Source organism: Streptomyces sp. NPDC007856, from assembly GCF_042868225.1.
In the GTDB taxonomy this organism is placed as follows: domain Bacteria; phylum Actinomycetota; class Actinomycetes; order Streptomycetales; family Streptomycetaceae; genus Streptomyces.
The window spans coordinates 439,393-461,481 of sequence record NZ_JBIAEC010000002.1; the positions used below are offsets into that span (position 1 = coordinate 439,393).

Genomic DNA, 22,089 nt, shown 5'->3' on the forward strand with positions numbered 1-22,089 from the left:
AACCGTATGGCGGACATGGCATTCCGCATGACGGACTTGCCGCCTACGCTGCGGTGCCATGACCGACAGGCAATCGAAGATCGCGGTGGTGACCGGCGCCGGCTCCGGCATCGGGCGGGCCGTCGCCCTGGAACTGCTGGGGGCCGGCTGGTCGGTGGCGCTGGCCGGCCGGCGCACCGAGACACTGGAGGCGACGGCGGCGCTGGTGCCGGAGGGCGCCTCCCTCGCCGTACGCACCGACGTGTCGCGGCCCGAGGACGTGGACGCGCTGTTCGCGGCGACGGTGGACCGGTTCGGGCGGGTGGACCTGCTGTTCAACAACGCGGGGACGTTCGGGCCGGGCGGGGTGCCGGTCGAGGAACTGTCGTACGACGCCTGGCGGCACGTGGTGGACACCAACCTCAACGGGGCGTTCCTGTGCGCCCAGGCGGCCTACCGGCGGATGAAGGAGCAGGATCCGCAGGGCGGCCGGATCATCAACAACGGCTCCATCTCGGCCCACACGCCGCGCCCGCTCTCGGTGGCCTACACCGCGACCAAGCACGCCCTGACCGGCCTCACCAAGTCGCTGTCGCTGGACGGGCGGCCGCACCGCATCGCCGTCGGGCAGATCGACATCGGCAACGCGGCGACCGACATGACGGCCCGGATGCGGACCGGTGCGTTGCAGGCGAACGGCGAGGTGGTCCCGGAGCCGGTGATGGACGTGGCCGACGTGGCTCGGACCGTGCGGCACATGGCCGAGCTGCCGCTGGAGGCGAACGTGCAGTTCGCGACGGTGCTGGCGACGGCGATGCCGTACATCGGGCGGGGTTGACCCCATTACCACAACCGGAATTCGAACATCCGCGGTATTGCGGCCCGTCGGGCCTATATGCTCAACTTCCCTTCACGAGAGCTTCACAGTTGAAGCGCGACGGTTCCACAGCCACCACCGAGGGGGGAAGGCGGCGGCCGTTCCACCCGACCGGAGTTGGGGGTGGACCTCGCCAAGGGACGCGAGGTGCACGCCGGTCGGTGGAACGGCCGCCGCACTGTTCAGCGCCGGTGCCGGCCGCCGGGCTCCGCGCCCCCCTCGGCTCCCTCGGCCCGCTCTGACCTCTGCGCCGCCTCGGCCGTCGCCGCCGCCGCGACCGCCCTGCGCCGCCGCTTGACCACCAGCGCCCCCGCCGCCGCAAGCAGCAGCGCCGTACCTCCCGCGCCCTCCACCAGCCGACCGGTGGAGGGGCCACCGGAGCCCGAGTCCGGCGCGCCGGCCGCCGCCTCCCCCGAGGGCTCCGGGCTCGCCTTCGCCCCGCCCTCGCTCAGCGGATCGACCAGCGTCCCCACCGCCCGCGCCGAACGCCCGCGGTCGAAGCCCCAGTCGAGCAGCGCGGCGGTCTGCTCGTAGACGGCGTTGCTGCCGGTGGCCGGATGCATCACGGTGACCAGCAGGGTGCGCCCGCCCCGGGTGGCCGCGCCGGTGAAGGTGTTGCCGGCATGGCTGGTGTAGCCGTTCTTGACGCCGATCAGGCCGTCGTACGTCTTCAGGCCCCACGCCCCGGTCAGCAGGCGGTCGGTGTTCTGGATCTGGAAGGTCTTCTTGCCGCCCGCCGGGAAGTCGGCGGTCCGCGTGCCGCAGTAGCCGCGGAAGTCGGCGTTCTTCAGGCCGTGGCGGGCGAACAGCGTGAGGTCGTACGCCGAGGAGATCTGACCCGGGTGGTCGAAGCCGTCGGGGCTGACCACATGGGTGTCCAGGGCCTGCAGGTCCGCGGCCTTCGCCTGCATCTCGGCGACGGTCCTGGCGATGCCGCCGTTCATATGGGCGAGCACGTGCACGGCGTCGTTGCCGGAGCGCAGGAACACGCCCTGCCACAACTGCTCGACGGTGTAGGTGATGCCGGGCTTGATGCCGACCAGGCTGGAGCCGAACGGGACGTCGGCGACATCGGAGTCCTTGACGGTGTACCGCTGGGTGCGGTCGAACTTCTTCAGCACGGTGTCCGCGAACAGCATCTTCAGCGTGGACGCGGGCGGGAGCCGCCGGTGCGCGTTGAACGCGGCGAGCACCTCGCCGCTCGCGCAGTCGGCGATCAGCCAGGAGCGGGCGGTGAGCTTCTGCGGCAGCCCGGAGGCACCGCGCACCTGGACGCCGGTAAGGGCCAGTTGCTCGCCGCCGATCACCGTCGCGGCGGACGCGGGGGTGGTCGCGGACAGAGGGAGGGCGGCGGCCGTCAGTCCGAGGACGGCACGTCGGCTGAGCCGGGAACATTCGCGCACCCGGGGACGGTACACCGCGCCCAGCAGCGGATTCCGCACCGCGGGCCCGCCATCGCCGTGGAATTTGCCACCTTATGAAATTGCGATGAGTTACCCGCATTTCTCAGCACTTGCACACCTTTTGCCCAGGGCGGTTCAAAGGTCCTCCCTGGTTTGTGGCAGCGCCCACAGCGGGCGCCAAGAACCTTTGAGGAACGGGAGGTTTGGCATCTGTCTCAACCGCGAGCTGAGCCGCCGCAAGAAGGCCGCTCTGGTCATCGCGATGGGTCTGGCGCTCGGTATCGCGCTGGTCATCACCGTCAACTCGGTGTCGGCCGGCATGACGCAGGCACAGGACAAGGTCCTGAAATCGCTGTACGGCCTCGGCACCGACATGACCGTCACCAAGGCCCGGCCGGCGCCGACGGCGGGCAGCTCGCAGGGGCCGAGATTCCAGTTCGACGCGAAGTCGAGCAGCAAGACCAGCCAGATCCCGGACCGGGTGATGACACAGGGGGGCAGGCCTGAAGTCCTCGCTGGTCCAGCCTTTACGCCTGCCCGGTCTCGAACCGCGAGATCCGCCCGTCGTCCTCCACGGTGAAGATCCACTTGGTGCGCATCTCGCCCCAGGTGTCGTTGCGGTAGCGGGCGATGAGGGCGCGGCCGCCGGAGGACTCGTTGTCGACCTCCATGTGGCCGTGGGAGGAGAAGATCTCCTGGTCGATCCACTCGGCGAGGTCACGGTCGGAGCCGTCGTCGGCCATAGTGGCGCCGGGGGCGAGCAGCGCCAGGAAGCCTTCTCTGTCGTGCGAGTTGACGGCGTGCACGAAGGCCCGGACGGCCGGATCGCTGAGCTTGGCTGGCTGAATCGTCATGGCGCCAGAGTCACACCGCCGCCCCGGCCCCGCCACCCGAACGCCATCCACGGCGGGCCGACGGGTGTCGGACCTGCGACGGTGGACACACGAGCCCCTGCGCCTCTCCGTCTCTCCGCTTCTCCGCTTCTCCGCTTCTCCGCTTGGGAGTCACCGTGAGCTGTTTCGACCGACGTGATCTGGGCCTGCTGCTGCTCCGGCTGGGGACCGGCGGGGTGCTGGCCGCGCACGGCGCGCAGAAGCTGTTCGGCTGGTTCGGCGGGCACGGACTGGAGGGCACCGGCCAGTTCATGGAGTCCGTCGGCTATGCGCCCGGCAAGGCGAGCGCCATGGCGGCGGGCCTCGCGGAAGCCGGCGGCGGCACCCTCCTCGCCGTGGGCCTCGCGACCCCGGCGGCGGGCGCGGCGGCGGCCGGCGCGATGGCCGGGGCGGCGATGGTCCACATGCCCCACGGCTTCTTCGCCCAGGAGGGCGGCTACGAGCACGCCGCGAGCCTGGGCCTGGCGGCAGCCGGCCTCGCGGTGACGGGCCCCGGCCGCCTCTCCCTCGACCACGCACTGGGCCACGTCTTCGACCGGGGCTGGATGGTGCCGGTGGCCCTCGGCGTCACGGCGGCGGCGACGGCGGTGGTGATCGGGGCACGCAACCAGCGGGTACGGGCGAAGGCGGAGGGCGAGCAGGAGGTGCTGTTCGAACAGTAGCCGTACGGCGCAGTGACTCGAATGGGTGACCGGTACGGCGCGGCGCCGGGACAGGGCGGCGGGTACGGCGCAGGGCCGGAGACAAGGCGGTCCGGTACGGCGCAGGGCCGGAGACAAGGCGGTCCGGTACGGCGCAGGGCCGGAGACAAGGCGGTCCGGTACGGCGCAGGGCCGGGGCATGGGAAGCTGCCCGGCATGACCGATCAGGACACCACCGGCACCGCCGCCGCCCTCTGGCCGACGATCGACGAACTCTGGTCCCGCCTGGAGGCCACCCGTACCCACCCGGGCACCGAGGGCCTCCTCCTGCGCGTCCTGAAACTCTCGGAGGAGGTCGGCGAGGTGGCCGAGGCGATCATCGGCACGACCGGCCAGAACCCCCGCAAGGGCATCACCCACACCTGGGAGGACGTCCAGGCGGAACTGTGCGACGTGGTGATCACGGCGCTGGTGGCCCTGCGCACGCTGACACCTCAGGCGCGGGAGGTGTTCGAGGGGCATCTGGCGCGTGTGAGCGCACGTCCGCTGCGGCCCGGCAACTCGGCGTGATCCAGGCCCGTCGAAGGCTTCGACACATCCCGCCGCGACCCAGTGGCGGGTGGACAGTGCGCTGTCGCCCCGCCGGGCGATCCGGCAGGCCACCTCCAGCAGGGGCTGGGCAGCGGGCGCGCGGCGCGCCCACGATCGAGCTCGACCCGCAGGTGGCGGCACGCGCCGATGCCGCCCTGGAAACCGTCGGCTTTTCGACGTGGACGGTGACGGACTCTGACCGGTGTTTCTACTGGTCAGAAGCCCTGAGTGGCAGACGAGTCGGGCTGTACGCCGGGTTCTGTTCCCCGGGGGCCTCGCGGCCCCCGGGGCGACGGCCATCCATCTAGGGCCGGTGTTGCCACCGGCCTCGTGCGGTCTACCCGCGGACTCGGGCGGGCAGCCCTCGAGCGTCCGCGCAGAAACACCGGAGTGTTTCCTTTTGACCTTGCTCCGGGTGGGGTTTACCTAGCTGCCCAGGTCACCCTGGGCACTGGTGGTCTCTTACACCACCGTTTCACCCTTACCAGGGGCCGCAGCCCCGGGCGGTCTGCTTTCTGTGGCACTGTCCCGCGGGTCACCCCGGGTGGCCGTTAGCCACCACCCTGCCCTGTGGAGCCCGGACGTTCCTCGGGAAGCCCCCTAGGGGGACTCCACGCGGCCGTCCGCCCGGCTCGTCTGCCGTGTCGACCATGGTACCGGGCGCCGGGAGCGGCGCGGACCCGCAGCCGCCGTCGCCAGGACCGAGCCTGTCAGGATCAGGGCGAAGGCCATCAGGACCGTCGCGGTCAGGCGTTCGTTCAGGAAGACCGCGCCCGCCGCCACCGCCACCGCCGGGTTGACGTACGTGATCACCGTCGCCCGCGTCGGGCCCGCCTCCTTGATCAGTTCCAGGAACGCCACGAACGCCACCGCCGTGCAGAGCACGCCCAGGCCCGCCAGTGCCGCGAGGACGGAGGAGGAGGGGACGGAGGACGGGCGCGTCGCGATGGCCACCGGGGCGTAGACCACCGCCGCCAGGGTCAGGCAGGCCGATGTCAGATGGAGCGACGGGACGTCCTTCATCCGGCGCGCGGCTATCAGCGGAGCCGTCGCGTAGCCGACGACCGTCGCCAGGACCTCCACCAGGGAGCGGGCGTCGCCGCCGGTCAGATGGGGCAGGGTCAGCACCGTCACGCCTGCCAGGCCGAGGGCGAGGCCCGTCAGGCGGCGGGCGCCCAGGTGTTCGGTGTCGCCGAGGAGCCGGACCGCGATCACGCCCACGATCGGCACCCCGGCGATCAGCAGGCCCGATGTCGAGCTGGACAGGTGCCGTTCGGCGTCGGTGAGGGTGAACCAGGGGATCATGATCTCCAGGCACGCGAAGGCCAGCATGGGGCGCCAGTGGGTGCGCACGCTCGCGAGCAGGCCCCCTTGGCGTACGGCGAACGGGAGCAGGAGGGCCGCGCCGAGCGCACAGCGTGTGAACACCAGCACCGGCGGGGACACCTCGGCCACCGCCACCTTGATCATGAGATAGGGGATGCCCCAGATCACTCCCATGAGGGAGAACAGGAACCAGCCGCGTGCAGTCATACGCCGAGTTTCGGCCGGTCCCTCACCTGGCGTCTTGAACGCTGTTGCGGTATGCCGCCGGCGTCACCCCGAGCACCCTGCGGAACCAGCGGGTCAGGTGCGCCTGGTCGGCGAAGCCCACCAGTCCCGCCACCTCCGCCGGGCGCAGGCCCGCCTCAAGCAACCCCCGTGCCCGGTGCACCCGGTACTGGGCCAGCCAGGCGTACGGCGGTATGCCCATCGTCGTACGGAAGGCCCTCAGGAGCTGGTAGCGGGACAGGCCCAGCTCGGCGGCCAGGCCGGCCAGCGATGGTGGCGCGGTGAGTTCGTCGGCGAGCCGGTCGCGGACCGTCAGGGCGATCGCGCCCGCGCCGGGGATCTCGTCGGACAGGGACCTGGCGGTGGAGTGGCGGCGGGCCAGGGCCGTCAGCAGCCAGGGCAGGCGGGATTCGGCCTCCAGCGGGTCGGGGCAGGCGCTGAGTTCGGTGTGGGCGAGGCGGAGGGCCGTGGCCAGTTCGGGGTCGTCGAGGAGTGGTTCGCGGAAGTGCGGGAGGCCGCCGAGGGTGCCGTCGGTCAGCAGGGACGGCTCGGCGTACAGGGCCCGGTAGGCGTAGCCGTCGGTGGCGTTGCCGGGGCCGCCGGTGTGCATCTCACCGGGGTCGAGGACGACGATCGTGCCGGGGCCGGTGCGGATGTGGCCGCCCCGGTAGTCGATCACCTCGGAGCCGCCCACGCAGACGCCGATCGTGTACTCGTCGTGGGCGTGCGGGGCGTAGGTGTGCCGTCGGAAGTTCGCGGTCAGCAGGTCCAGCGGCGGGCCGCACCGGCCCAGTCTCGCCCTGGTCCACCGTGCCTGTTCCGTCATGCGGCACCACCCCTTCCCTGGCGGTGCAACGCCTTCAGGCCCCGCTTCCATGCCGCGTCCAGGTCGGCGTCCGCGCGAAAACCGGCCGTGGATCTCCAGGATGACCATGCCGTGTGCAGGGTGTTCACCCGGCGGTGCGCCTCCGTGTCCAGCGCTCCACCGGGTACGACGAAGACGGCGACGTCGGCGATGGCGTACCGGACCCGGTAGCCGGTGCTCTGCCGGGCGAGGTGGGTGGCCTGGTCGAGGTCGGTGGCGGCCGGGGGATCCAGCGTGAAGAAGGGGATGTCCGTGGCGTCGTACGACGGCAGGGCGGGCGGCGTCTTCGCGGCGCGCTCGGCCTCCGCCTGTACCTGCGGCGGGAAGGCGTCCGGGATGCCGAGTTCGGCGCGCAGGGCGGCCACGACGGCCACGACGGCCACGACGGCGCCTCGGGGGCACCGGTCACGCGGATCTTGCGGCAGGGCATACAGCGAGCGTGGGTCGGGGGCGCCGGGGCGGCACGCCGTACCCTGTCGCGGAGGTCTACGTAAGGAGTACGTGTTGCTGGTCCTGCTGCCGCCCTCGGAAGGCAAGGCGAACTCGGGCGAGGGCGCCCCGCTGGAGCTTTCCTCGCTGTCCCTGCCGGGGCTGACCGCCGCACGGCAGGCAGCGCTCACCGAGCTGGTCGAGCTGTGCACCGGTGACGAGGAGAAGGCGCGCGAGGTGCTCGGGCTGAGCGAGGGGCTGCGCGGCGAGATCGCGAAGAACGCCGGCCTGCCGACGGCCGGCGCCCGCCCCGCCGGGGAGATCTACACCGGCGTGCTCTACGACGCCCTCGGCCTGGCCACGCTGGACGCGGCGGCGCGCAGGCGGGCGGCGGACTCGCTGCTGGTGTTCTCCGGGCTGTGGGGCGCGGTGCGGGTCACGGACCCGATCCCCTCCTACCGCTGCTCGATGGGCGTGAAGCTGCCGGGGCTCGGCGCGCTGGCCGGGCACTGGCGGGCGCCGATGGCAGAGGTGCTGCCCGGGGCGGCCGGGGAGGGGCTGGTGCTGGATCTGCGTTCCTCCGCGTACTCGGCGGCCTGGAAGCCGAAGGGCGAGCTCGCGGGGCGCACGGCGACCGTACGGGTGCTGCACGCGCCGACCCGGAAGGTGGTCAGCCACTTCAACAAGGCGACCAAGGGCCGGATGGTACGGAGCCTGCTGACAGCCGGCGCCGCTCCGCAGGACCCCGCCGAGCTAGTCGGGGTGCTGCGGGAGCTGGGGTACGTCGTGGAGGCGGAGGCGCCGGGCAGGGCGGGCAGGGCGTGGTCGCTGGACGTCCTGGTGGAGGAGATCCACTAAGACCTTCACGTCATTGCAGCATGTGCAACGTTCATTGCGTGTGGTGCACCTGCTGGGCACGATGAGGCCATGACCTCACCGCTGCCCTCCTCTTCGGCTGCCTCCGTGCTGGATCTCGCCCCCGTCGTGCCAGTGGTGGTCGTCTCCGACGCCGCCGACGCCGTACCGCTGGCGCGGGCTCTGGTGGCGGGCGGGCTGCCGGCGATCGAGGTGACGCTGCGGACACCGGCGGCGCTGGACGCGATCCGCGCGATCGCCGCCGAGGTGCCTTCGGCGGTGGTCGGCGCGGGCACGGTGATCACGCCGGAGCAGGTGAGCGCGGGTACGGCGGCGGGGGCGCGGTTTCTGGTCAGCCCCGGGTGGACGGACGTACTCCTGGCGGCGATGCGCGGGTCCGGGGTGCCGTTCCTGCCCGGGGTGTCGACCACCTCGGAGGTCGTGGCGCTGCTGGAGCGCGGGGTCCGGGAGATGAAGTTCTTCCCGGCTCAGGCGGCGGGCGGTGCGGCGTATCTGCGGTCGCTGGCCGGGCCGTTGCCGCAAGCGCGTTTCTGTCCCACGGGTGGGATCGGTCCGGCGAACGCGCCCGAGTATCTCTGCCTTCCCAACGTCGGCTGTGTGGGCGGCAGTTGGATGGTCCCGGCGGACGCGGTGGCCGCCGGGGACTGGGCGCGGATCGAGGAGCTGGCGCGGGGCGCGGCGGGGCTCGCCGGACTCAGGGACGCAGGTGGGACGTGTCGTTGAAGAGCCGTACGCTCGCGTTGCCGTCCGCGTAGTACGCCACCGCCGACAGGGAGGCCGCCGACAGTTCCATCCGGAACACGGACTCGGGCGGGGCACCGAGGGCGAGGCGGACGAAGGTCTTGATCGGGGTCACATGGCTGACCAGCAGGACCGTGCGGCCGGCGTGGGCGGCGACCAGCTTGTCGCGGGTGGCGGCGATCCGGGTGGCCGTCTCGGCGAAGCTCTCACCGCCGCCGGTGGGGTGGGCCTCCGGGTCGGCGAGCCAGGCGTTCAGGTCGTCGGGGTAGCGGTCGCGGACCTCGCCGAAGGTGAGGCCTTCCCAGGCGCCGAAGTCCGTTTCGCGCAGGCCGTCTTCGATCGTCACCTCCAGGCCGAGGCGGGCGGCGACGACGGCCGCGGTCTCGCGGGTGCGGGTGAGGGGGGAGGCGATGACGGCCTGGATGGTGCCGCGCCGGGCGAGTGCCTCGGCCGTGCGGCGCGCCTGTTCGCGGCCAGCGGCGGAGAGGGAGGGATTGGTGCCGCCGCTGCCGGAGAAGCGCTTCTGGGGGGTGAGGGGGGTTTCGCCGTGCCGGAGCAGCACGAAAGTCGCCGGTGCACCGAGGTCGGGGGCGCTGCCCCAACCCGGTGTCGAGACGTGCTGCTCGTCGGGGGTGGTCGGGCGCTGCTCGCTGGCAGGTGCGGCGGCGCCCGACGTGGTCTTCAGCGCTGCCGTCGACGCCGAGGGCGACCACTGTTCGCCCCTCGACCCCGCGTCCATCGCCTCGTTCGCCAAGCGGTCCGCGTGTTTGTTCTGCTCGCGGGGGATCCACTCGTACGTGACCTGCTCCGGGGGGAAGATCGACTTCGCCTCCGTCGCCAAAGGCTTCATGTCGGGGTGCTTGATCTTCCAGCGGCCCGACATCTGCTCGATGACGAGCTTGGAGTCCATGCGGACGTGCACCATCGCGGCCGGGTCGAGGGCGTGGACGGCGCGCAGACCGGCCACGAGGCCCCGGTACTCGGCGACGTTGTTGGTGGCGACGCCGATGTACTCGGCCACCTCCGCCAGCGGCTCGCCCGTGGTCGCCTCACGGACCACCGTGCCGTAACCGGCGGGCCCGGGGTTGCCCCGTGACCCGCCGTCCGCCTCGACGATGAACTCCCGCACCCCTGAAGCCCCTTACCGACTCTTACAGACCCGACTCGGCCGTACGCACCAGGATGCGGCGGCAGTTCTCGCAGCGCACCACGGTGTCCGGGGCCGCCGAGCGGATCTCGTTCAGCTCGGTGATCGCCAGCTCCTGGCGGCAGCCCTGGCAGGTGCGGGCGTACAGCTTGGCGGCGCCGATGCCGCCCTGCTGCTCGCGCAGCTTGTCGTAGAGCTTGAGCAGGTCCGCGGGGATGCTGCCCGCGATGACCTCGCGCTCCTTCGTCACCGTAGCCATCTCGCCGTCGATCTCCTCGAACGCGGCGTCCCGGCGGCCGCTCGCGTCGTCGATCTTCGACTGCACCGACGCGACCCGCTCGGTCAGCTCGGTCACCCGCTCCTGCGCGGCCTCGCGGCGCTCCATGACCTCCAGGACCACGTCCTCCAGGTCGCCCTGGCGCTTGGCGAGGGAGGCGATCTCGTGCTGGAGGTTGGACAGGTCCTTGGGCGAGGTGACCGCGCCGGAGTCCAGGCGCTGCTGGTCGCGGGCGGCGCGCTGGCGCACCTGGTCCACGTCCTGCTCGGCCTTGGTCTGCTCGCGGGCGGTGTCGCTCTCCTCGGTCTGCGCGGCGACGAGCAGGTCGCGCAGCTGGGTGAGGTCCTTGTTCAGCGAGTCGATCTCGGCGTGCTCGGGCAGCGACCTCCGCTTGTGCGCGAGCTGCTGCAGGCGGACGTCGAGATCCTGGACGTCGAGGAGTCGGATCTGGTCGGCGGGCGCGGCGTTCAGTTGGGGGCTCCTGTTAGTTAGACGTGGTGGTGGACGCCGCGTGGGCGGTCCAGGGGTCGGTGACCGTCTTGGAGACGTGGACGCGAAGGTCCCAGCCGTGGCGGTCGGAGATCTCGTCGAGCTGGCTCGCGGCCAGCTCGCACCAGGGCCATTCGGTGGCCCAGTGCGCCGCGTCGAGCAGCGCGAGGGGACTGTGGGCGACGGCCTCGGAGGCCGGGTGGTGACGCAGGTCGGCGGTGAGGAAGGCGTCCACCCCGGCGGCGCGCACCTCCCCGAAGAGGCTGTCGCCGGAGCCGCCGCTGACGGCGACCGTGCGGACGACGGCCTCGGGCTCGCCGGCCACCCGGATGCCCTGGGCGGTGGCGGGCAGCCGTTCGGCGGCGCGCGCGGCCAGTTCGCGGAGGGTCAGCGGGTGGTCCAGCTCGCACACGCGGCCGAGACCGCGGCGGCCCTCGGGGTCGGTGGGGTCCGGCACCAGGGGTCGTACGACACGAAGGTCCAGCGCGCCCGCGAGGGCGTCCGAGACACCCGGATCCGCCGTGTCGGCGTTGGTGTGGGCGACGTGCAGCGCGATGTCGTTCTTGATCAGTGTGTGCACGACACGGCCCTTGAAGTGGGTCGCCGCGACCGTGGTCGTCCCCCGCAGATAGAGCGGGTGGTGGGTGACCAGCAGGTCGGCGCCGAGCTTCACCGCCTCGTCGACGATCTCCTGCACGGGGTCGACGGCGAACAGGACCCGGGTGACCTCCTGGCCGGGGTCGCCCACGACCGTGCCGACCGCGTCCCAGGACTCGGCCCGCTCGGCGGGCCACAGGTTCTCCAGTGCGGCGATGACTTCAGACAGACGGGGCACGAAGGTAAGGCTACCTGGCTGGTCCGGGCGGCCGTACCGCATCCGTCCGGTCTGGCCCGGCTCAGCACAAAGGCCCCGCTTTCCTCAGGTGAATCGCTTCTGCACCACCCGTATGTGTGAAGCCGGGCCCGACCGTCCCACGCCTGTGCGAGCGAAAACTAGCTTCGTGACCGGAGGTGACCGAGCGATGACGGCCTGTGCGATCGAACCCGCGGCCACGGGCGGGGCCGACGGAGTACCGGGGACGGCGTTCGCCGTGACGGCGGACGGCGCGTACGCGGCCCGGCTCGCGCCGGCCGGCGACTGCTGGTTCCCGGAGCGCTGGACGCTGGACGGCCCGGAGCCGTACGCGGTGCCGCTGCCCGGCAACCAGCCGGAGGAGCCCGGCACCGAGGTGCAGCCCCTGTCCGACGGCCGGGTGCTGATCCACCGGCTGGTCGAGCGCCGGCACGCCTTCTCGCTGCTGTACCCGACCGGCCCCGGCACCGGTGAGCTGCCGCTGGGCGCGGTGGAGTGCCCCGAGCCCGGCACCCGGCTCACGCTGCTGCCGCCCGCACCTGGGGGCGTGCGGGCGTACGCCCTCGCGGTCGGGCCGCGGTCGAGTGTGGTGTGGCTGGTGGCGGGCGGGCCGTTCGGGCCCGAGGGGGTCGCCGAGGTGCCGGGGCGCTGCTCGGGCGGGGTGTGGCTGGACCGCGCCGGGCGGATGCTGGCGCTGGACCGGGATCTCGGCGGCGGACCGGTCAAGACGGTCGTGGTGGACCTGGAGCGCGCCGAGGTCTCGCCGCTGCTGCAGATCGCGGCCGGGAGCGACGACCGGCTGCTGCTCGCCGACCCCGACAGCGGGCTGCTGCTCCTCTCCTCGGACGCGCCCTCGCCGGGGCAGGAACGATGGGGCTGGGGCGTGCTCGGCAGCACGCTGCCGGTGCGCTTCCCGGAGAGCCTCAGGGTGCCGGACTGCACGGTGACGCCGTTCGCGATCCAGCCCGGGCAGGCGCTGATGCCGGAGAACTGCGCGGTGGCGCTGCGCGTCGACGGGCCGTTCGGCAACAGCTGGGTCGGCATCTGGCAGCCGACGGGGCGGCGGCTGACCCATCTCCCGGCGCCCGAGGGGTGGCTGACCGGGGCCGGGCTCTGGACACGGGACGGGGTGCTGCGGCTGCCGTACGCCACGGAGGAGACTCCGTGCGGCGTGGCGGAGCTGACGGTGCCCAGGGGGGAGACGGCCGCGGGGAGCGGTACTGCCGCGGCGCGGGGGGAGGCGGGCCCGGAGGGTCCGGTCCGGGACGGCACGGCTGCGGGGGCGCCCTGGGCGCCGCCTCAGCCGCCGGAACCGGACCCTCCGGGACCCGCGGACCCGCAGGCTTCGCAGCCTGCGGGGCAGGACACTTCGGAGCCTGCGGGACCGGAGATTCGGGAGGGTGTGGAACCGGGGATTCCGGAGCCCGTGGTGGCCCGTCCGGTGCCGTTGCAGGAAGCGCCTCTGGGACGTCTTGTAACGAACTAGTGCCGGTTGGCGTGTGCGCCTGGATTCGGCCCGTGGGGCGCCGGTTACACTCGCCCGGCTGTACGAAAGATCATGTTGACGGGGTGAATACTTCCGATGAGCGACACCAGCACGACGGACCAGCTGTCTGCCGACTCTCTGGAGGCTGCCGGCCACGGCCGGCACCGGGGCCCGGTCGCGGCCCAGGAGAGCGAGTCGGCTCCGCACGGTCGGCACCGCAAGCCGTCCCAGCAGACCGCGGAGGCGGCTGCCTGACGGTGGCAACGAGAAGAGGGGGCGTCCGACGGGCGCCCCCTCTTTTCTCGTCCGGAAGTCTGCTCGGCGGCCCCCTCAGCCCCGTCCGAGTCCCAGCACCTCCGCCGCCGCGAAGGTCTCCCCCGGCGGCCGGTCCGCGTAGTGCGGGGTGAGGAGCGCGTCGAGTTCGTCGTAGCTGAACGTCTCCTGCTTGCTGTCGAACTTCACCTGCACCCGCGGCCGTTCGACGATCGCGACCATGCCGCCGTGCACGACGAGCAGCTGGCCGTTGATCCCGGCGGCGGCCGGCGAGGCCAGGTAGCCGACGAGCGGGGCGACATGCTCGGGGGCCAGCGGGTCCAGGCCCTCGGCGGGCCGCTCGAACCCGGCGAAGACGTCCTCGGTCATGCGGGTCCGGGCGCGCGGGCAGATCGCGTTGGCCGTGACGCCGTACTTGGCGAGGGCGAGGGCGGTGGAGGTGGTCAGGCCGACGATCCCGCCTTTCGCGGCCGCGTAGTTGGGCTGCCCGGCGGAGCCGGCGAGGAACGCCTCCGAGGAGGTGTTCACGATCCGCCCGTACACGTGCTCTCCCCCGGCCGCCTTGGACCGCTCCCGCCAGTGCCGGGCGGCGAAGTGGGTGGTGTTGAAGTGCCCCTTGAGGTGGACGCGGATCACCGAGTCCCACTCGTCCTCGGTCATGGAGAAGACCATGCGGTCGCGCAGGATGCCCGCGTTGTTGACGAGGATGTCCAGCTTGCCGAACTCGCCGATCGCCAACCGTACGAGTTCCTCTGCCTGTTGGAAGTCGGCGACGTCCCCGGTGTGGGCGACCGCCCGGCCGCCTTGGGCGCGTATCTCGGCGGCGACCTGTTCGGCCGGTCCCGCCGAGGCCTCCCCCGAGCCGTCCCGTCCTGGCCGCCCGTAGTCGTTCACGACGACGGCCGCGCCGAGCCGGGCGAGTTCCAGGGCCTCGGCCCGGCCGAGCCCGCGTCCGGCGCCGGTGACGACGGCGGACAGCCCCTGCAACGGCCCCTCGGATGGCAGTGCCATACCCGCCCCCGTCCTCAGATCTCGATGCAGGTACGCAGGGCCGTTCCGGTGCGCATCTGGTCCAGCGCCTCGTTGATCCCGGCCAGTTGGACCCGGTGGGTGATCAGGCCCGCCAGGTCGACGCGGCCGGCCCGCCACAGGGCGATCGTGCGCTCGTAGGAGCGCAGCACGTCACCGCCGCCGTACATGGACGGCAGGATGCGCTTCTCGTCGAAGAACAACTCGAACATGTTGAGCCGCAGGAAGTCGTCCATGGCACCGGCGCCGACCACGACGAGGGTGCCGCCGCGCCGGGTGTTCTCGTAGGCGGTGCGGGCGGTGGCCGACCTGCCGACGACCTCGAAGACGTAGTCGAAGCCCTCCCCGCCGGTGACCTGCTGTTTGGCGTCGGCCAGCTCCTCCGGCGCAACCGCCTTGGTGGCGCCGAACCTGAGCGCGGACTCGCGCCGGGAGGCGACCGGGTCCACGGCCACGATCTCGGCGGCGCCCTTCAGCCGCGCCCCCTGCACCGCGGAGATGCCGACGCCTCCGCACCCGATGACGGCGACCGACGAACCGGCCTCCACATCGGCGGTGTTGAGGGCGGCGCCGAGACCGGTGGTGACCCCGCAGCCGATCAGCGCCGCGATGTCGAAGGGCACGTCGTCCGGGATCGGCACCGCACACCCGGCGTCGACCACGACCTCCTCGGCGAAGGTGCCGGTACCGGCGAAGCCGAAGACGTCACCGCCGGAGCGCCTGAAGTTGGGGGTGCCCGCGTTCATGAACCCGGCCAGGCACAGCTCGGTCTGCCCGCGCCCGCAGGCCGGACACGCACCGCAGGCGGGCAGCCAGCAGATGACGACCCGGTCGCCTGCCTTCAAGTGCCGTACCCCGTCACCCACTTCGAGGATCTCGCCCGCGCCCTCATGCCCCGGCACGAACGGCGCGGGCTGCGGCAGCACCCCGTTCATCGCGGACAGGTCCGAGTGGCACAGCCCGGTCGCCCGCACCCGGACCCTGACCTTGCCGGGGCCGAAGCCCACCGCCTCGACGTCGTCGAGGACCTCCAGCTTTTCCTGGCCGATCTCGTGCAGTACGGCTGCGCGCATGGTGCGGCTCCCCTCGATACTGGTTTCAGGAGTGCTCTACGACGGTGTCCGCGAGGACCGGCGCGTCATCCCGCTCGACAGCGCTCACGGCCACCCGCACGCTCCCCTCCTGCCGCCACATGCGGATGCGCAGTGTCTCCCCCGGGTACACGACGCCCGCGAACCGGGTGGTGTACGACCGCACCCGGCTCACATCCCCGCCGAGCAGCGTGTCCACGACCGCCTTGAGCGTGATGCCGTAGGTGCACAGCCCGTGCAGGATCGGCTTGTCGAAGCCGGCGAGCTTGGCGAACTCGGGGTCGGCGTGCAGCGGGTTCCAGTCGCCGGACAGGCGGTAGAGGAGGGCCTGGTCCTCGCGGATCGGGCGCTCGACGGTCCGGTCCGGCTGGCCGACGGGGGGTTCGAGCCGCGTGGACGGACCCCGGTCGCCACCCCACCCGCCCTCGCCCCGTACGAAGATCTGGGCGTCATTCGTCCACAGCGGCCCGTCGGCGTCGGCGACCTCGGTGCGCAGGACCAGGACGGCGGCCTTGCCCTTGTCGTAGACGGCGGCGAGCCGGTTGGTCGCACTCGCCCTGCCCTCGGCCGGGATGGGGCGGTGGATCTCCAGCGTCTGTCCGCCGTGCAGGACCTTGGAAAGCTCGACCTCCACGCCGGGCATGGACAGCCCGCTGATCACGCCGGGTGCGCCGGAGCCCGCGACGGTGGCGAAGCTCGGCAGGACGTGCAGCCGGGACTCCAGGGTGTAGCGCAGCTCGTCGGGGTCGGTGGCGGGGGCGTTCTTGTCGGGGTCGGCTCCCGCGCCGATGCCGAGGTGGTAGAGCTGGACGTCCTTGGTGGTCCAGGAGATCTCGCCGGTCCGGGGTTCGGCCGCGAGGGCTCGGCTTGCGTCGATGGGCATACGGCTCCTGACACTGGCGGTTCAAGACCCCGGCGCGGACGTCCGCACCGTCGGCCGCACCGAGGTCGCTACGGGCCGACCTAGAACGCGTTCCAGTCCGGCGCCCTCTGTATAGCCCAGCGCTCCACAGTTGTGAAGGCTCCTGACGATGTGTCAGCTTCGGGGCTGGCTCGGTGGGACAGTGACATTTGTACTGCCCGAGTCCGTACATGCGCCTCTGCCGGGGCGGGGCCGCGATTCCCTAGCGTCGTCGGCATGACACAGACGGAGAACACCGCCGTGTCCTTCACGGGGGCGGTCAAGACATACGGCGCGGTGCGCGCCGTGGATGAGGTGGACCTGCGGATCGGGCGCGGGGAGACCGTGGCCCTGCTGGGCCGCAACGGTGCAGGCAAGTCGACCACGATCGGACTGCTGCTCGGGCTGTACGAGCCCGACGCGGGCGCCGTGGAACTGTTCGGCGCGGCGCCCGAGCGGTCGGTGCGCGCGGGGCGGGTGGGCGCGATGCTCCAGGACGCCCGGCCGGTGCCCCGGGTCACCGTGGGCGAGCTGGTCACCTTCCTGGCCTCCCGCTATCCCGCGCCGATCCCGGTGGCGCGGGCCCTGGAGCTGGCCGGGATCGCGGACCTGGCCGGGCGCCGGGTGGACCGGCTGTCCGGCGGGCAGGTCCAGCGGGTGCGGTTCGCTCTCGCGCTGGCCGGGAACCCGGCGCTGCTGGTCCTGGACGAGCCGACGGCGGCCTTGGACGTGGAGGCCCGGCACGCGTTCTGGGAGTCGATGCGCACGTACGCCCGGCGCGGCCACACCGTGCTCTTCTCCACGCACTACCTCCAGGAGGCGGACGCGTACGCCGACCGGATCGTGGTCATCGACCGGGGCCGGATCATCGCCGACGGCACGGGCGAGGAGCTGCGGCGCACGGCGGGCGGCAACCTGGTGCGCGTGGACCTGGCGGGGCGGGACCCGGAGTCCCTCGGCCTGCTGCCCGGGGTCCGCTCGGTGGAGGTGCACGGCGAGAGGGCACGCCTGCGCACGGACGACTCGGACGCGACGGTGATCGCGCTGGCGGAGCTGGGCGCGATCAGGAACCTGGAGGTGTCTCCGGCATCACTGGACGACGCTTTCCTGGCCATCACGGCCGGGGCAAACACCCTGGGCGGCCCCCGCTCCTCTCACGCCCCGGAGACAGTCTGATGCTCGCCTACATACGACTCGAAACCCGCCGCACCCTGCGCGACACAGGCTTCGTCATCGGCGGCATCGCCATGCCCGTGATGATGTATCTCCTGTTCACCAACCTCGGTGAAAACGATGGGAGTTGGAAGACCGCGGCCATGGTCGGCATGGCCGCCTACGGCGCCGTGGGCTCCGCGCTGAACACCGGAGGTGCCGTCGCCGAGGACCGCGCGACCGGCTGGCTGCGACAGCTCCGCGTGACCCCCATGACCCCACGCGAGGTGGTGACCGGTCGGGCCCTGACCGGCGTGGTGACCGTGCTGCCCTCGATCGTCGCAGTGCTGGCGGCGGGCGGACTGTTCAACGGCGTACGACTGGCGGCCGGCCAGTGGGTGGCGATCGCGCTGCTGCTGTGGCTCGGTTCGATCCCGTTCACCCTGCTCGGCCTCGGCAACGGCTACCGGCTGACCGGGCCGAGCACCGGGGTGGTGAACATGGTGTGCAATCTGGGGCTCGCGGTGCTCGGCGGCCTGTGGTTCCCGATCAGCCTCTTTCCCGGCTGGCTGCGGGCCGTGTCGGCGTACGCCCCGACCCATCGGTTCGCCCAGCTGGGCACCGCCGTATCCGAGGGGCACGCACCGGACACCGGTGCGATCATCATGCTGACCGCTTGGCTCTTTCTGTTCGGTTCGTACGCTGTGCTGTCGTACCGCCGTCGGGCGGGGACCATTTGACCGGGGGAAACATCAGACATGACGTGGGCATGGGGAGTTCGGTGCCAGCTACAGGCCTTTCGGGCCGAGCGGCGCCAGTGGAAGGCCGAGCACGAGCGCTTCAAGGCCGCGCAACTGGCGGCCCGGCAGGCGGGCAAGGCGCCGGACGTCGACCATCCGGGCCCGCCGCCCACTGGCTTCGCCCTGCTGCCCTGGCTGCTGATGGGGATGGGGTCCTTCTCCAATCTCCTCCAGGGCAGGACCTCGAACCCGTGGATCGGCGGCCTGGGGCTGGTGACTTTCAACAGCCTCTACATCTACGTCACCTTCCGCTCCTTCGACCGCGAGAAGCGGGCCGCCGCCTCCACCCGGGTGGCGCTGCTCCTCATGGTCCTGGTGACCACGGGCCTCGCCCTCGGCTACGGCGGCAACTGGCTGATGTTCTTCCCGCTCCTCGGCCTCGCCGTGGGCGCCGCCCTGCGCGGGCCGTGGCTGGGCCGCACGGGTCTGCTGCTGACGGTGTACGCGGCCTGCGTCTCCGCCGTCCGCGGCGGCTGGGGGGACGCGACGAACATCGGCTACGCCACCTTCCTGTCCAGCATGGTGACCGCCGCCATCCTCGGCCTGTCCGAGGCGGTGCGGGAACTGCGCGCCGCCCGCGAGGAGCTGGCCCGGCGCGCGGTGGAGAAGGAGCGGCTGCGCTTCTCGCGGGATCTGCACGATCTGCTGGGGCACACGCTGTCGGTGATCGTGGTGAAGTCGGAGGCGGCCCGGCGGCTCGCCCCGCGCGACATGGACGCGGCGCTGGGCCAGATCACGGACATCGAGTCGGTGGGCCGGCAGGCGCTCACCGAGATCCGCGAGGCGGTGACCGGCTACCGGGAGGGAAGCCTCGCCACCGAGCTGACCCGGGCCCGCTCGGCATTGTCGGCGGCGAGTGTGGAGCCGGTGGTACGGCAGTCGGGGGTGCCGCTGGAACCGCAGACGGAGGCGCTGCTGAGCTGGGTGGTGCGCGAGGCGGTGACGAACGTGGTGCGGCACAGCGACGCGGGCCGCTGTGAGATCACCGTCGACAGCGGCGCCGAGCAGGTCCGGCTCACCGTCACCGACAACGGCAGCGGCAAGGCCGTCAGCCGGCCCCAGCAGGGCATCGGCGGCACCGGACTGAAGGGGCTCACCGAGCGCCTCGCGGCGGCGGGCGGCTCGCTCACGGCCGGCCCGTCGCCGCGCGGCGGTTTCACGGTGACCGCCGAACTCCCGGTGGAGTCGGCGGAGTTCGCGGAGGCGGTGGCTACGGCGCCCAGGGCGCGCTGACCGCCCAGCTGACGTCGTCGGTCCAGGACGTACTGCTGTCGAAGGCGTTGGACCCGCCGTCGCTCGCTATGTAGAGGTCGTAGTCGTAATGGCGCAGGTATCGCGTCGGGTAGTTGTACGAGGCGAACGAGGTGCCGGTGCCGCTCTTGCCGGTCTGCGGACAGAAGGTGGCGTCGGCCCGGAACTGGGCGGTGCCGTCCATGGGCTGCCGGTAGAGCTTGTAGTTGTAGTGGCGCAGGTAGTCGCCGGGGTAGTTGCGTGACTCGAAGGAGACGCAGGAGCTGCTCGCGAGTCCCTTGCGCACGATCCAGGTGGCGTCGTTCTTGTCCAGGCTGGAGCTGCTGGAGGTGATGGCGGACAGGACGCCGGCGTTGTTCTGGTGGCGGACGTAGTCGGCGGTGCAGCAGGAGGTGGTGGCGCGCAGCGAGATCTCCGAGCCGGCGCTCAGGGTGCCGGTGCTGCCGGTCGCGCCGCCGTAGCCGACGGAGACGATGTCGGCCTGGACGGCGTTGTCGGCGGCGTCGGTCGGGATGCCGGAGGTCATGACGCCCTCGAAGAACGAGCCGATGGAGCCGTTGCTGTTGTCGCCGCCGGTACCGAGGACGATCGCGCCCTCCTGGTGCATGGGTGAGTATCCGCTCCTGGTCGGCTCACCACCGGAATAGGTGGTCGTGAGCCCACCGGATTGTGCATTCCCCCATTTGAGCGCGAAATGGTTCTGGCCGTTGTTCTTGAGCAGCGCGGTCACGAACGGCAGGGGTCCGGTGCCGGTGTTGGCGGAGTTCTTGCTGTATCCGGCGTCGGACTGGAACAGCCCGTTCTCCAGGTCGGCCTGCACCCAGGGGCCCTGCCCGTAGCAGGGGGAGAACCAGCACTCGGTGCCGAAGTTGATGGCGTCCATGTGGCCATTGCCGGTGTCCTTGTTGTTGGTCTCGGCGTTGCCGTAGTCGAAGCAGCAGGCGCCGTTGACATGGGTGCCGGAGGTCACCATGTACATCCCCTCGGCGGCGCCGTTGGTGGCGACGCCGGAGGTGGCGTCGTTCCGGTAGCCCATGCCGGCGGAGATCTCCAGGCCGTAGACCTGGTGGCCGCCGACGGTCACCGGCAGCGCGTCGGCGGGCGCCCCGACATCGGCCTTCCCGGCGCCGCCCGCACCCTCGACGGTGAGGTCGTTGTGCCGGGAGGACTGGTCGTAGATCTTGGTGATGATGCAGGTCGTGCCGGAACAGAAGGAGTCCTGGGCGGCCGCGTTCGCGTATCCGCCGGCGGCCAGCAGCCCGATGTCCTTCGTGGCGCCGTCCGAGGCCCGCTGCACCTGGTAGAGCGAGCCGTTGTACGACGAGTACAGCGCCCGGACCATGCTGTGCGCGGCGACGCAGGGGGTTCCGGCGGCGGCGTAGACGTCACAGGGCAGGGAGCTCGCGGCGGCGGCCTGGGGCGCGCCGACGCCGAGGAGCAGCGCGGCGAGGGTCGCGCAGACGGCGAGCACGGACAGGGCGGCGCTGCTCAGCCGCGGGGGGACGTGGGGGGATCTCACGGGCACGGTGCACCTCGGATTCTCTCGTTCGATATCTCGGACGCTGTTCGATCGAAATACCGAACCTATTCGACGGTGGAAATTGCGCGGATTCCTGGAAATGCAGGGGCGATTGTTTGAGTACCGCCGGAGACCGTCAACCCCCGCCGCACCGGACAATGCCAAGTCTTTAATCGAGGGCGGCTGCCCGCGCCACGAGCAACGGCTGGAAGAAACCCGTCTCTTCGGGCATCAGCCAGGCGATGTCCGTGAATCCCGCACCGGCGGCGAACCCGGCGAGCCGCTCCCGCCCGAGCGCCCAGTAGGTGGCCCGGCGCACCCGGACCCCCCACTGCCCCTCGCCCGGACGCAGCTGGAAGTGCTCCAGGTCGTAGTGCTCGCCGTCCGCGTGCCACTGCCAGAGCTGGAAGCTGACGGTCCGCTCGGTGCCGTCGGCGGACTCGTGCACCTGCGGGGGCGTCGAAACCGGCCGCTCGCGCAGCAGTTCGTCATAGGGCCGGGTACTGACGAGCAGCCGCCCGCCGGGCCGCAGCACCCGGCGCATCTCCCCCAGCGCGGCGCGCACGTCCGGTTCCGTCAGGAGATGGGGCAGCGAGTTGTCGGCACAGACCACGGCGTCGAACCGGCCTCCACGGAAAGGCAGTTGGCGCATGTCGGCACCGGCGGTGGGCAGAGTCGCTCCGCGCCGGGCTGCCTCCCGGCGCGCACGGGCGGCGGCCCGCACGCTGAGGTCGGTCCCGACCACCCGGTGACCCTCCAGGGCCAGCCCGATGGCCTGCGTCCCGATGCCGCAGGAACAGTCCAGCACGGCCGCACCCTCCCGGCCGACCAGGGAGTCCAGCGCGGCACCCTGCCTGCGGAGGCTCGTCTCCCAGTCCGGGTAGATCAGGTGGTAGTCGTCGGCCAGCTCGTCGTAGAAGCGCGCGGTCGAGAACTCGGGCATGCGGGCGAGGTTAGCCCGCCGGGAGCTGCGCT

The 22,089-nt window shown here is 71.9% G+C and carries 21 protein-coding genes, 1 other RNA gene and 3 pseudogenes; 11 read left to right on the top strand and 14 right to left on the bottom strand.

The window, feature by feature from the left end:
* Nucleotides 1–58 precede the first annotated feature (58 nt).
* The gene (locus ACFYOH_RS06435) at nt 59–817 is read left to right on the top strand and encodes an SDR family oxidoreductase (protein WP_388621777.1); all 759 of its coding nucleotides are present in this window, start codon (nt 59–61) and stop codon (nt 815–817) included.
* A gap of 221 nt (nt 818–1,038) precedes the next feature.
* On the opposite strand, the gene ACFYOH_RS06440 is transcribed toward ACFYOH_RS06435, so the two are convergent.
* Nucleotides 1,039–2,259, bottom strand: a complete 1,221-nt coding sequence (locus ACFYOH_RS06440) for a D-alanyl-D-alanine carboxypeptidase family protein (RefSeq protein ID WP_388621778.1) — start codon at nt 2,257–2,259, stop codon at nt 1,039–1,041.
* 187 nt (nt 2,260–2,446) lie between these two features.
* On the opposite strand from ACFYOH_RS06440, the pseudogene ACFYOH_RS06445 reads away from it, so the two are divergent.
* Nucleotides 2,447–2,761, top strand: a pseudogene (locus tag ACFYOH_RS06445) (ABC transporter permease); the annotation flags it as partial.
* Between the two features lie 25 nt (nt 2,762–2,786).
* Here the strand turns inward: ACFYOH_RS06445 and ACFYOH_RS06450 are convergent.
* Nucleotides 2,787–3,113: a nuclear transport factor 2 family protein gene (locus ACFYOH_RS06450; RefSeq protein ID WP_388621780.1), complete on the bottom strand. Its 327-nt coding sequence runs from the start codon at nt 3,111–3,113 to the stop codon at nt 2,787–2,789.
* A 155-nt stretch (nt 3,114–3,268) separates the two neighbouring features.
* On the opposite strand from ACFYOH_RS06450, the gene ACFYOH_RS06455 reads away from it, so the two are divergent.
* A complete protein-coding gene (locus ACFYOH_RS06455; RefSeq protein ID WP_388621781.1) occupies nt 3,269–3,814 on the top strand; it encodes a DoxX family protein in 546 nt (181 codons plus the stop codon).
* A 195-nt stretch (nt 3,815–4,009) separates the two neighbouring features.
* On the top strand, nt 4,010–4,363 hold the full coding sequence (locus ACFYOH_RS06460) for a MazG-like family protein (protein WP_388621783.1): 354 nt from the start codon (nt 4,010–4,012) through the stop codon (nt 4,361–4,363).
* 253 nt (nt 4,364–4,616) lie between these two features.
* On the opposite strand, the gene rnpB is transcribed toward ACFYOH_RS06460, so the two are convergent.
* The 4 genes and pseudogenes from rnpB to ACFYOH_RS06480 form a co-directional block, all read right to left on the bottom strand.
* Nucleotides 4,617–5,019: RNase P RNA component class A (gene rnpB, locus ACFYOH_RS06465), an RNA gene on the bottom strand.
* Between the two features lie 118 nt (nt 5,020–5,137).
* Nucleotides 5,138–5,917: pseudogene (locus ACFYOH_RS06470) on the bottom strand (DMT family transporter); the annotation flags it as partial.
* Between the two features lie 22 nt (nt 5,918–5,939).
* Nucleotides 5,940–6,761: an AraC family transcriptional regulator gene (locus ACFYOH_RS06475; RefSeq protein ID WP_388621785.1), complete on the bottom strand. Its 822-nt coding sequence runs from the start codon at nt 6,759–6,761 to the stop codon at nt 5,940–5,942.
* Nucleotides 6,762–6,874: 113 nt separating this feature from the next.
* Nucleotides 6,875–7,230, bottom strand: a pseudogene (locus ACFYOH_RS06480) (RNB domain-containing ribonuclease); the annotation flags it as partial.
* A gap of 74 nt (nt 7,231–7,304) precedes the next feature.
* Between ACFYOH_RS06480 and yaaA the strand changes: the two are divergent.
* Together yaaA and eda are read left to right on the top strand one after the other, a co-directional pair.
* A complete protein-coding gene (gene yaaA, locus ACFYOH_RS06485; protein ID WP_388622331.1) occupies nt 7,305–8,087 on the top strand; it encodes a peroxide stress protein YaaA in 783 nt (260 codons plus the stop codon).
* A 69-nt stretch (nt 8,088–8,156) separates the two neighbouring features.
* Nucleotides 8,157–8,828, top strand: a complete 672-nt coding sequence (gene eda, locus ACFYOH_RS06490) for a bifunctional 4-hydroxy-2-oxoglutarate aldolase/2-dehydro-3-deoxy-phosphogluconate aldolase (protein ID WP_388621787.1) — start codon at nt 8,157–8,159, stop codon at nt 8,826–8,828.
* Here eda and ACFYOH_RS06495 read toward each other — a convergent pair.
* From ACFYOH_RS06495 to ACFYOH_RS06505, 3 genes are read right to left on the bottom strand one after another with little or no spacing between them, the layout of a single operon-like run.
* Nucleotides 8,800–9,975 carry a bifunctional RNase H/acid phosphatase gene (locus tag ACFYOH_RS06495; protein WP_388621789.1) on the bottom strand — a complete coding sequence of 392 codons (1,176 nt, stop codon included), beginning with the start codon at nt 9,973–9,975 and terminating at the stop codon, nt 8,800–8,802. The two genes, eda and ACFYOH_RS06495, sit on opposite strands and share 29 nt — an antisense overlap.
* Before the next feature lie 22 nt (nt 9,976–9,997).
* Nucleotides 9,998–10,741, bottom strand: a complete 744-nt coding sequence (locus ACFYOH_RS06500; RefSeq protein ID WP_388622333.1) for a zinc ribbon domain-containing protein — start codon at nt 10,739–10,741, stop codon at nt 9,998–10,000.
* Nucleotides 10,742–10,754: 13 nt separating this feature from the next.
* The gene (locus ACFYOH_RS06505; RefSeq protein ID WP_388621798.1) at nt 10,755–11,594 is read right to left on the bottom strand and encodes a Nif3-like dinuclear metal center hexameric protein; all 840 of its coding nucleotides are present in this window, start codon (nt 11,592–11,594) and stop codon (nt 10,755–10,757) included.
* Nucleotides 11,595–11,781: 187 nt separating this feature from the next.
* Here ACFYOH_RS06505 and ACFYOH_RS06510 point away from each other — a divergent pair, with 187 nt between their 5' ends.
* A complete protein-coding gene (locus ACFYOH_RS06510) occupies nt 11,782–13,098 on the top strand; it encodes a hypothetical protein (protein WP_388621800.1) in 1,317 nt (438 codons plus the stop codon).
* 96 nt (nt 13,099–13,194) lie between these two features.
* Nucleotides 13,195–13,353 carry a hypothetical protein gene (locus ACFYOH_RS06515; RefSeq protein WP_388621802.1) on the top strand — a complete coding sequence of 53 codons (159 nt, stop codon included), beginning with the start codon at nt 13,195–13,197 and terminating at the stop codon, nt 13,351–13,353.
* 75 nt (nt 13,354–13,428) lie between these two features.
* Here ACFYOH_RS06515 and ACFYOH_RS06520 read toward each other — a convergent pair whose 3' ends face one another.
* From ACFYOH_RS06520 to ACFYOH_RS06530, 3 genes are read right to left on the bottom strand one after another with little or no spacing between them, the layout of a single operon-like run.
* Nucleotides 13,429–14,382, bottom strand: coding sequence for a 3-oxoacyl-ACP reductase (locus ACFYOH_RS06520; RefSeq protein ID WP_388621804.1), 954 nt, complete (start codon nt 14,380–14,382; stop codon nt 13,429–13,431).
* Nucleotides 14,383–14,396: 14 nt separating this feature from the next.
* On the bottom strand, nt 14,397–15,473 hold the full coding sequence (locus ACFYOH_RS06525) for a Zn-dependent alcohol dehydrogenase (RefSeq protein ID WP_388621806.1): 1,077 nt from the start codon (nt 15,471–15,473) through the stop codon (nt 14,397–14,399).
* Between the two features lie 25 nt (nt 15,474–15,498).
* On the bottom strand, nt 15,499–16,374 hold the full coding sequence (locus tag ACFYOH_RS06530; protein WP_388621808.1) for a MaoC/PaaZ C-terminal domain-containing protein: 876 nt from the start codon (nt 16,372–16,374) through the stop codon (nt 15,499–15,501).
* A 255-nt stretch (nt 16,375–16,629) separates the two neighbouring features.
* Here ACFYOH_RS06530 and ACFYOH_RS06535 point away from each other — a divergent pair, with 255 nt between their 5' ends.
* The 3 genes from ACFYOH_RS06535 to ACFYOH_RS06545 are packed head-to-tail and all read left to right on the top strand — an operon-like array spanning nt 16,630 to nt 19,577.
* Nucleotides 16,630–17,568 (top strand): ATP-binding cassette domain-containing protein, encoded by a 939-nt coding sequence (locus ACFYOH_RS06535; protein WP_388621810.1) that lies wholly within the window; start codon nt 16,630–16,632, stop codon nt 17,566–17,568.
* Nucleotides 17,568–18,284, top strand: a complete 717-nt coding sequence (locus tag ACFYOH_RS06540; RefSeq protein WP_388621812.1) for an ABC transporter permease — start codon at nt 17,568–17,570, stop codon at nt 18,282–18,284. The genes ACFYOH_RS06535 and ACFYOH_RS06540 overlap by 1 nt, the downstream gene beginning before the upstream one ends.
* Before the next feature lie 18 nt (nt 18,285–18,302).
* Complete coding sequence (locus tag ACFYOH_RS06545; RefSeq protein WP_388621814.1) at nt 18,303–19,577, top strand: sensor histidine kinase; 1,275 nt, start codon at nt 18,303–18,305, stop codon at nt 19,575–19,577.
* Here the strand turns inward: ACFYOH_RS06545 and ACFYOH_RS06550 are convergent.
* Both ACFYOH_RS06550 and ACFYOH_RS06555 read right to left on the bottom strand, forming a co-directional pair.
* On the bottom strand, nt 19,555–21,114 hold the full coding sequence (locus ACFYOH_RS06550; RefSeq protein WP_388621816.1) for an alpha-L-arabinofuranosidase B: 1,560 nt from the start codon (nt 21,112–21,114) through the stop codon (nt 19,555–19,557). The genes ACFYOH_RS06545 and ACFYOH_RS06550 overlap by 23 nt on opposite strands.
* A gap of 169 nt (nt 21,115–21,283) precedes the next feature.
* Entirely contained in the window at nt 21,284–22,057 is a 774-nt protein-coding gene (locus tag ACFYOH_RS06555; protein WP_388621818.1) for a methyltransferase domain-containing protein, read from the bottom strand.
* Between the last annotated feature and the right edge of the window lie 32 nt (nt 22,058–22,089).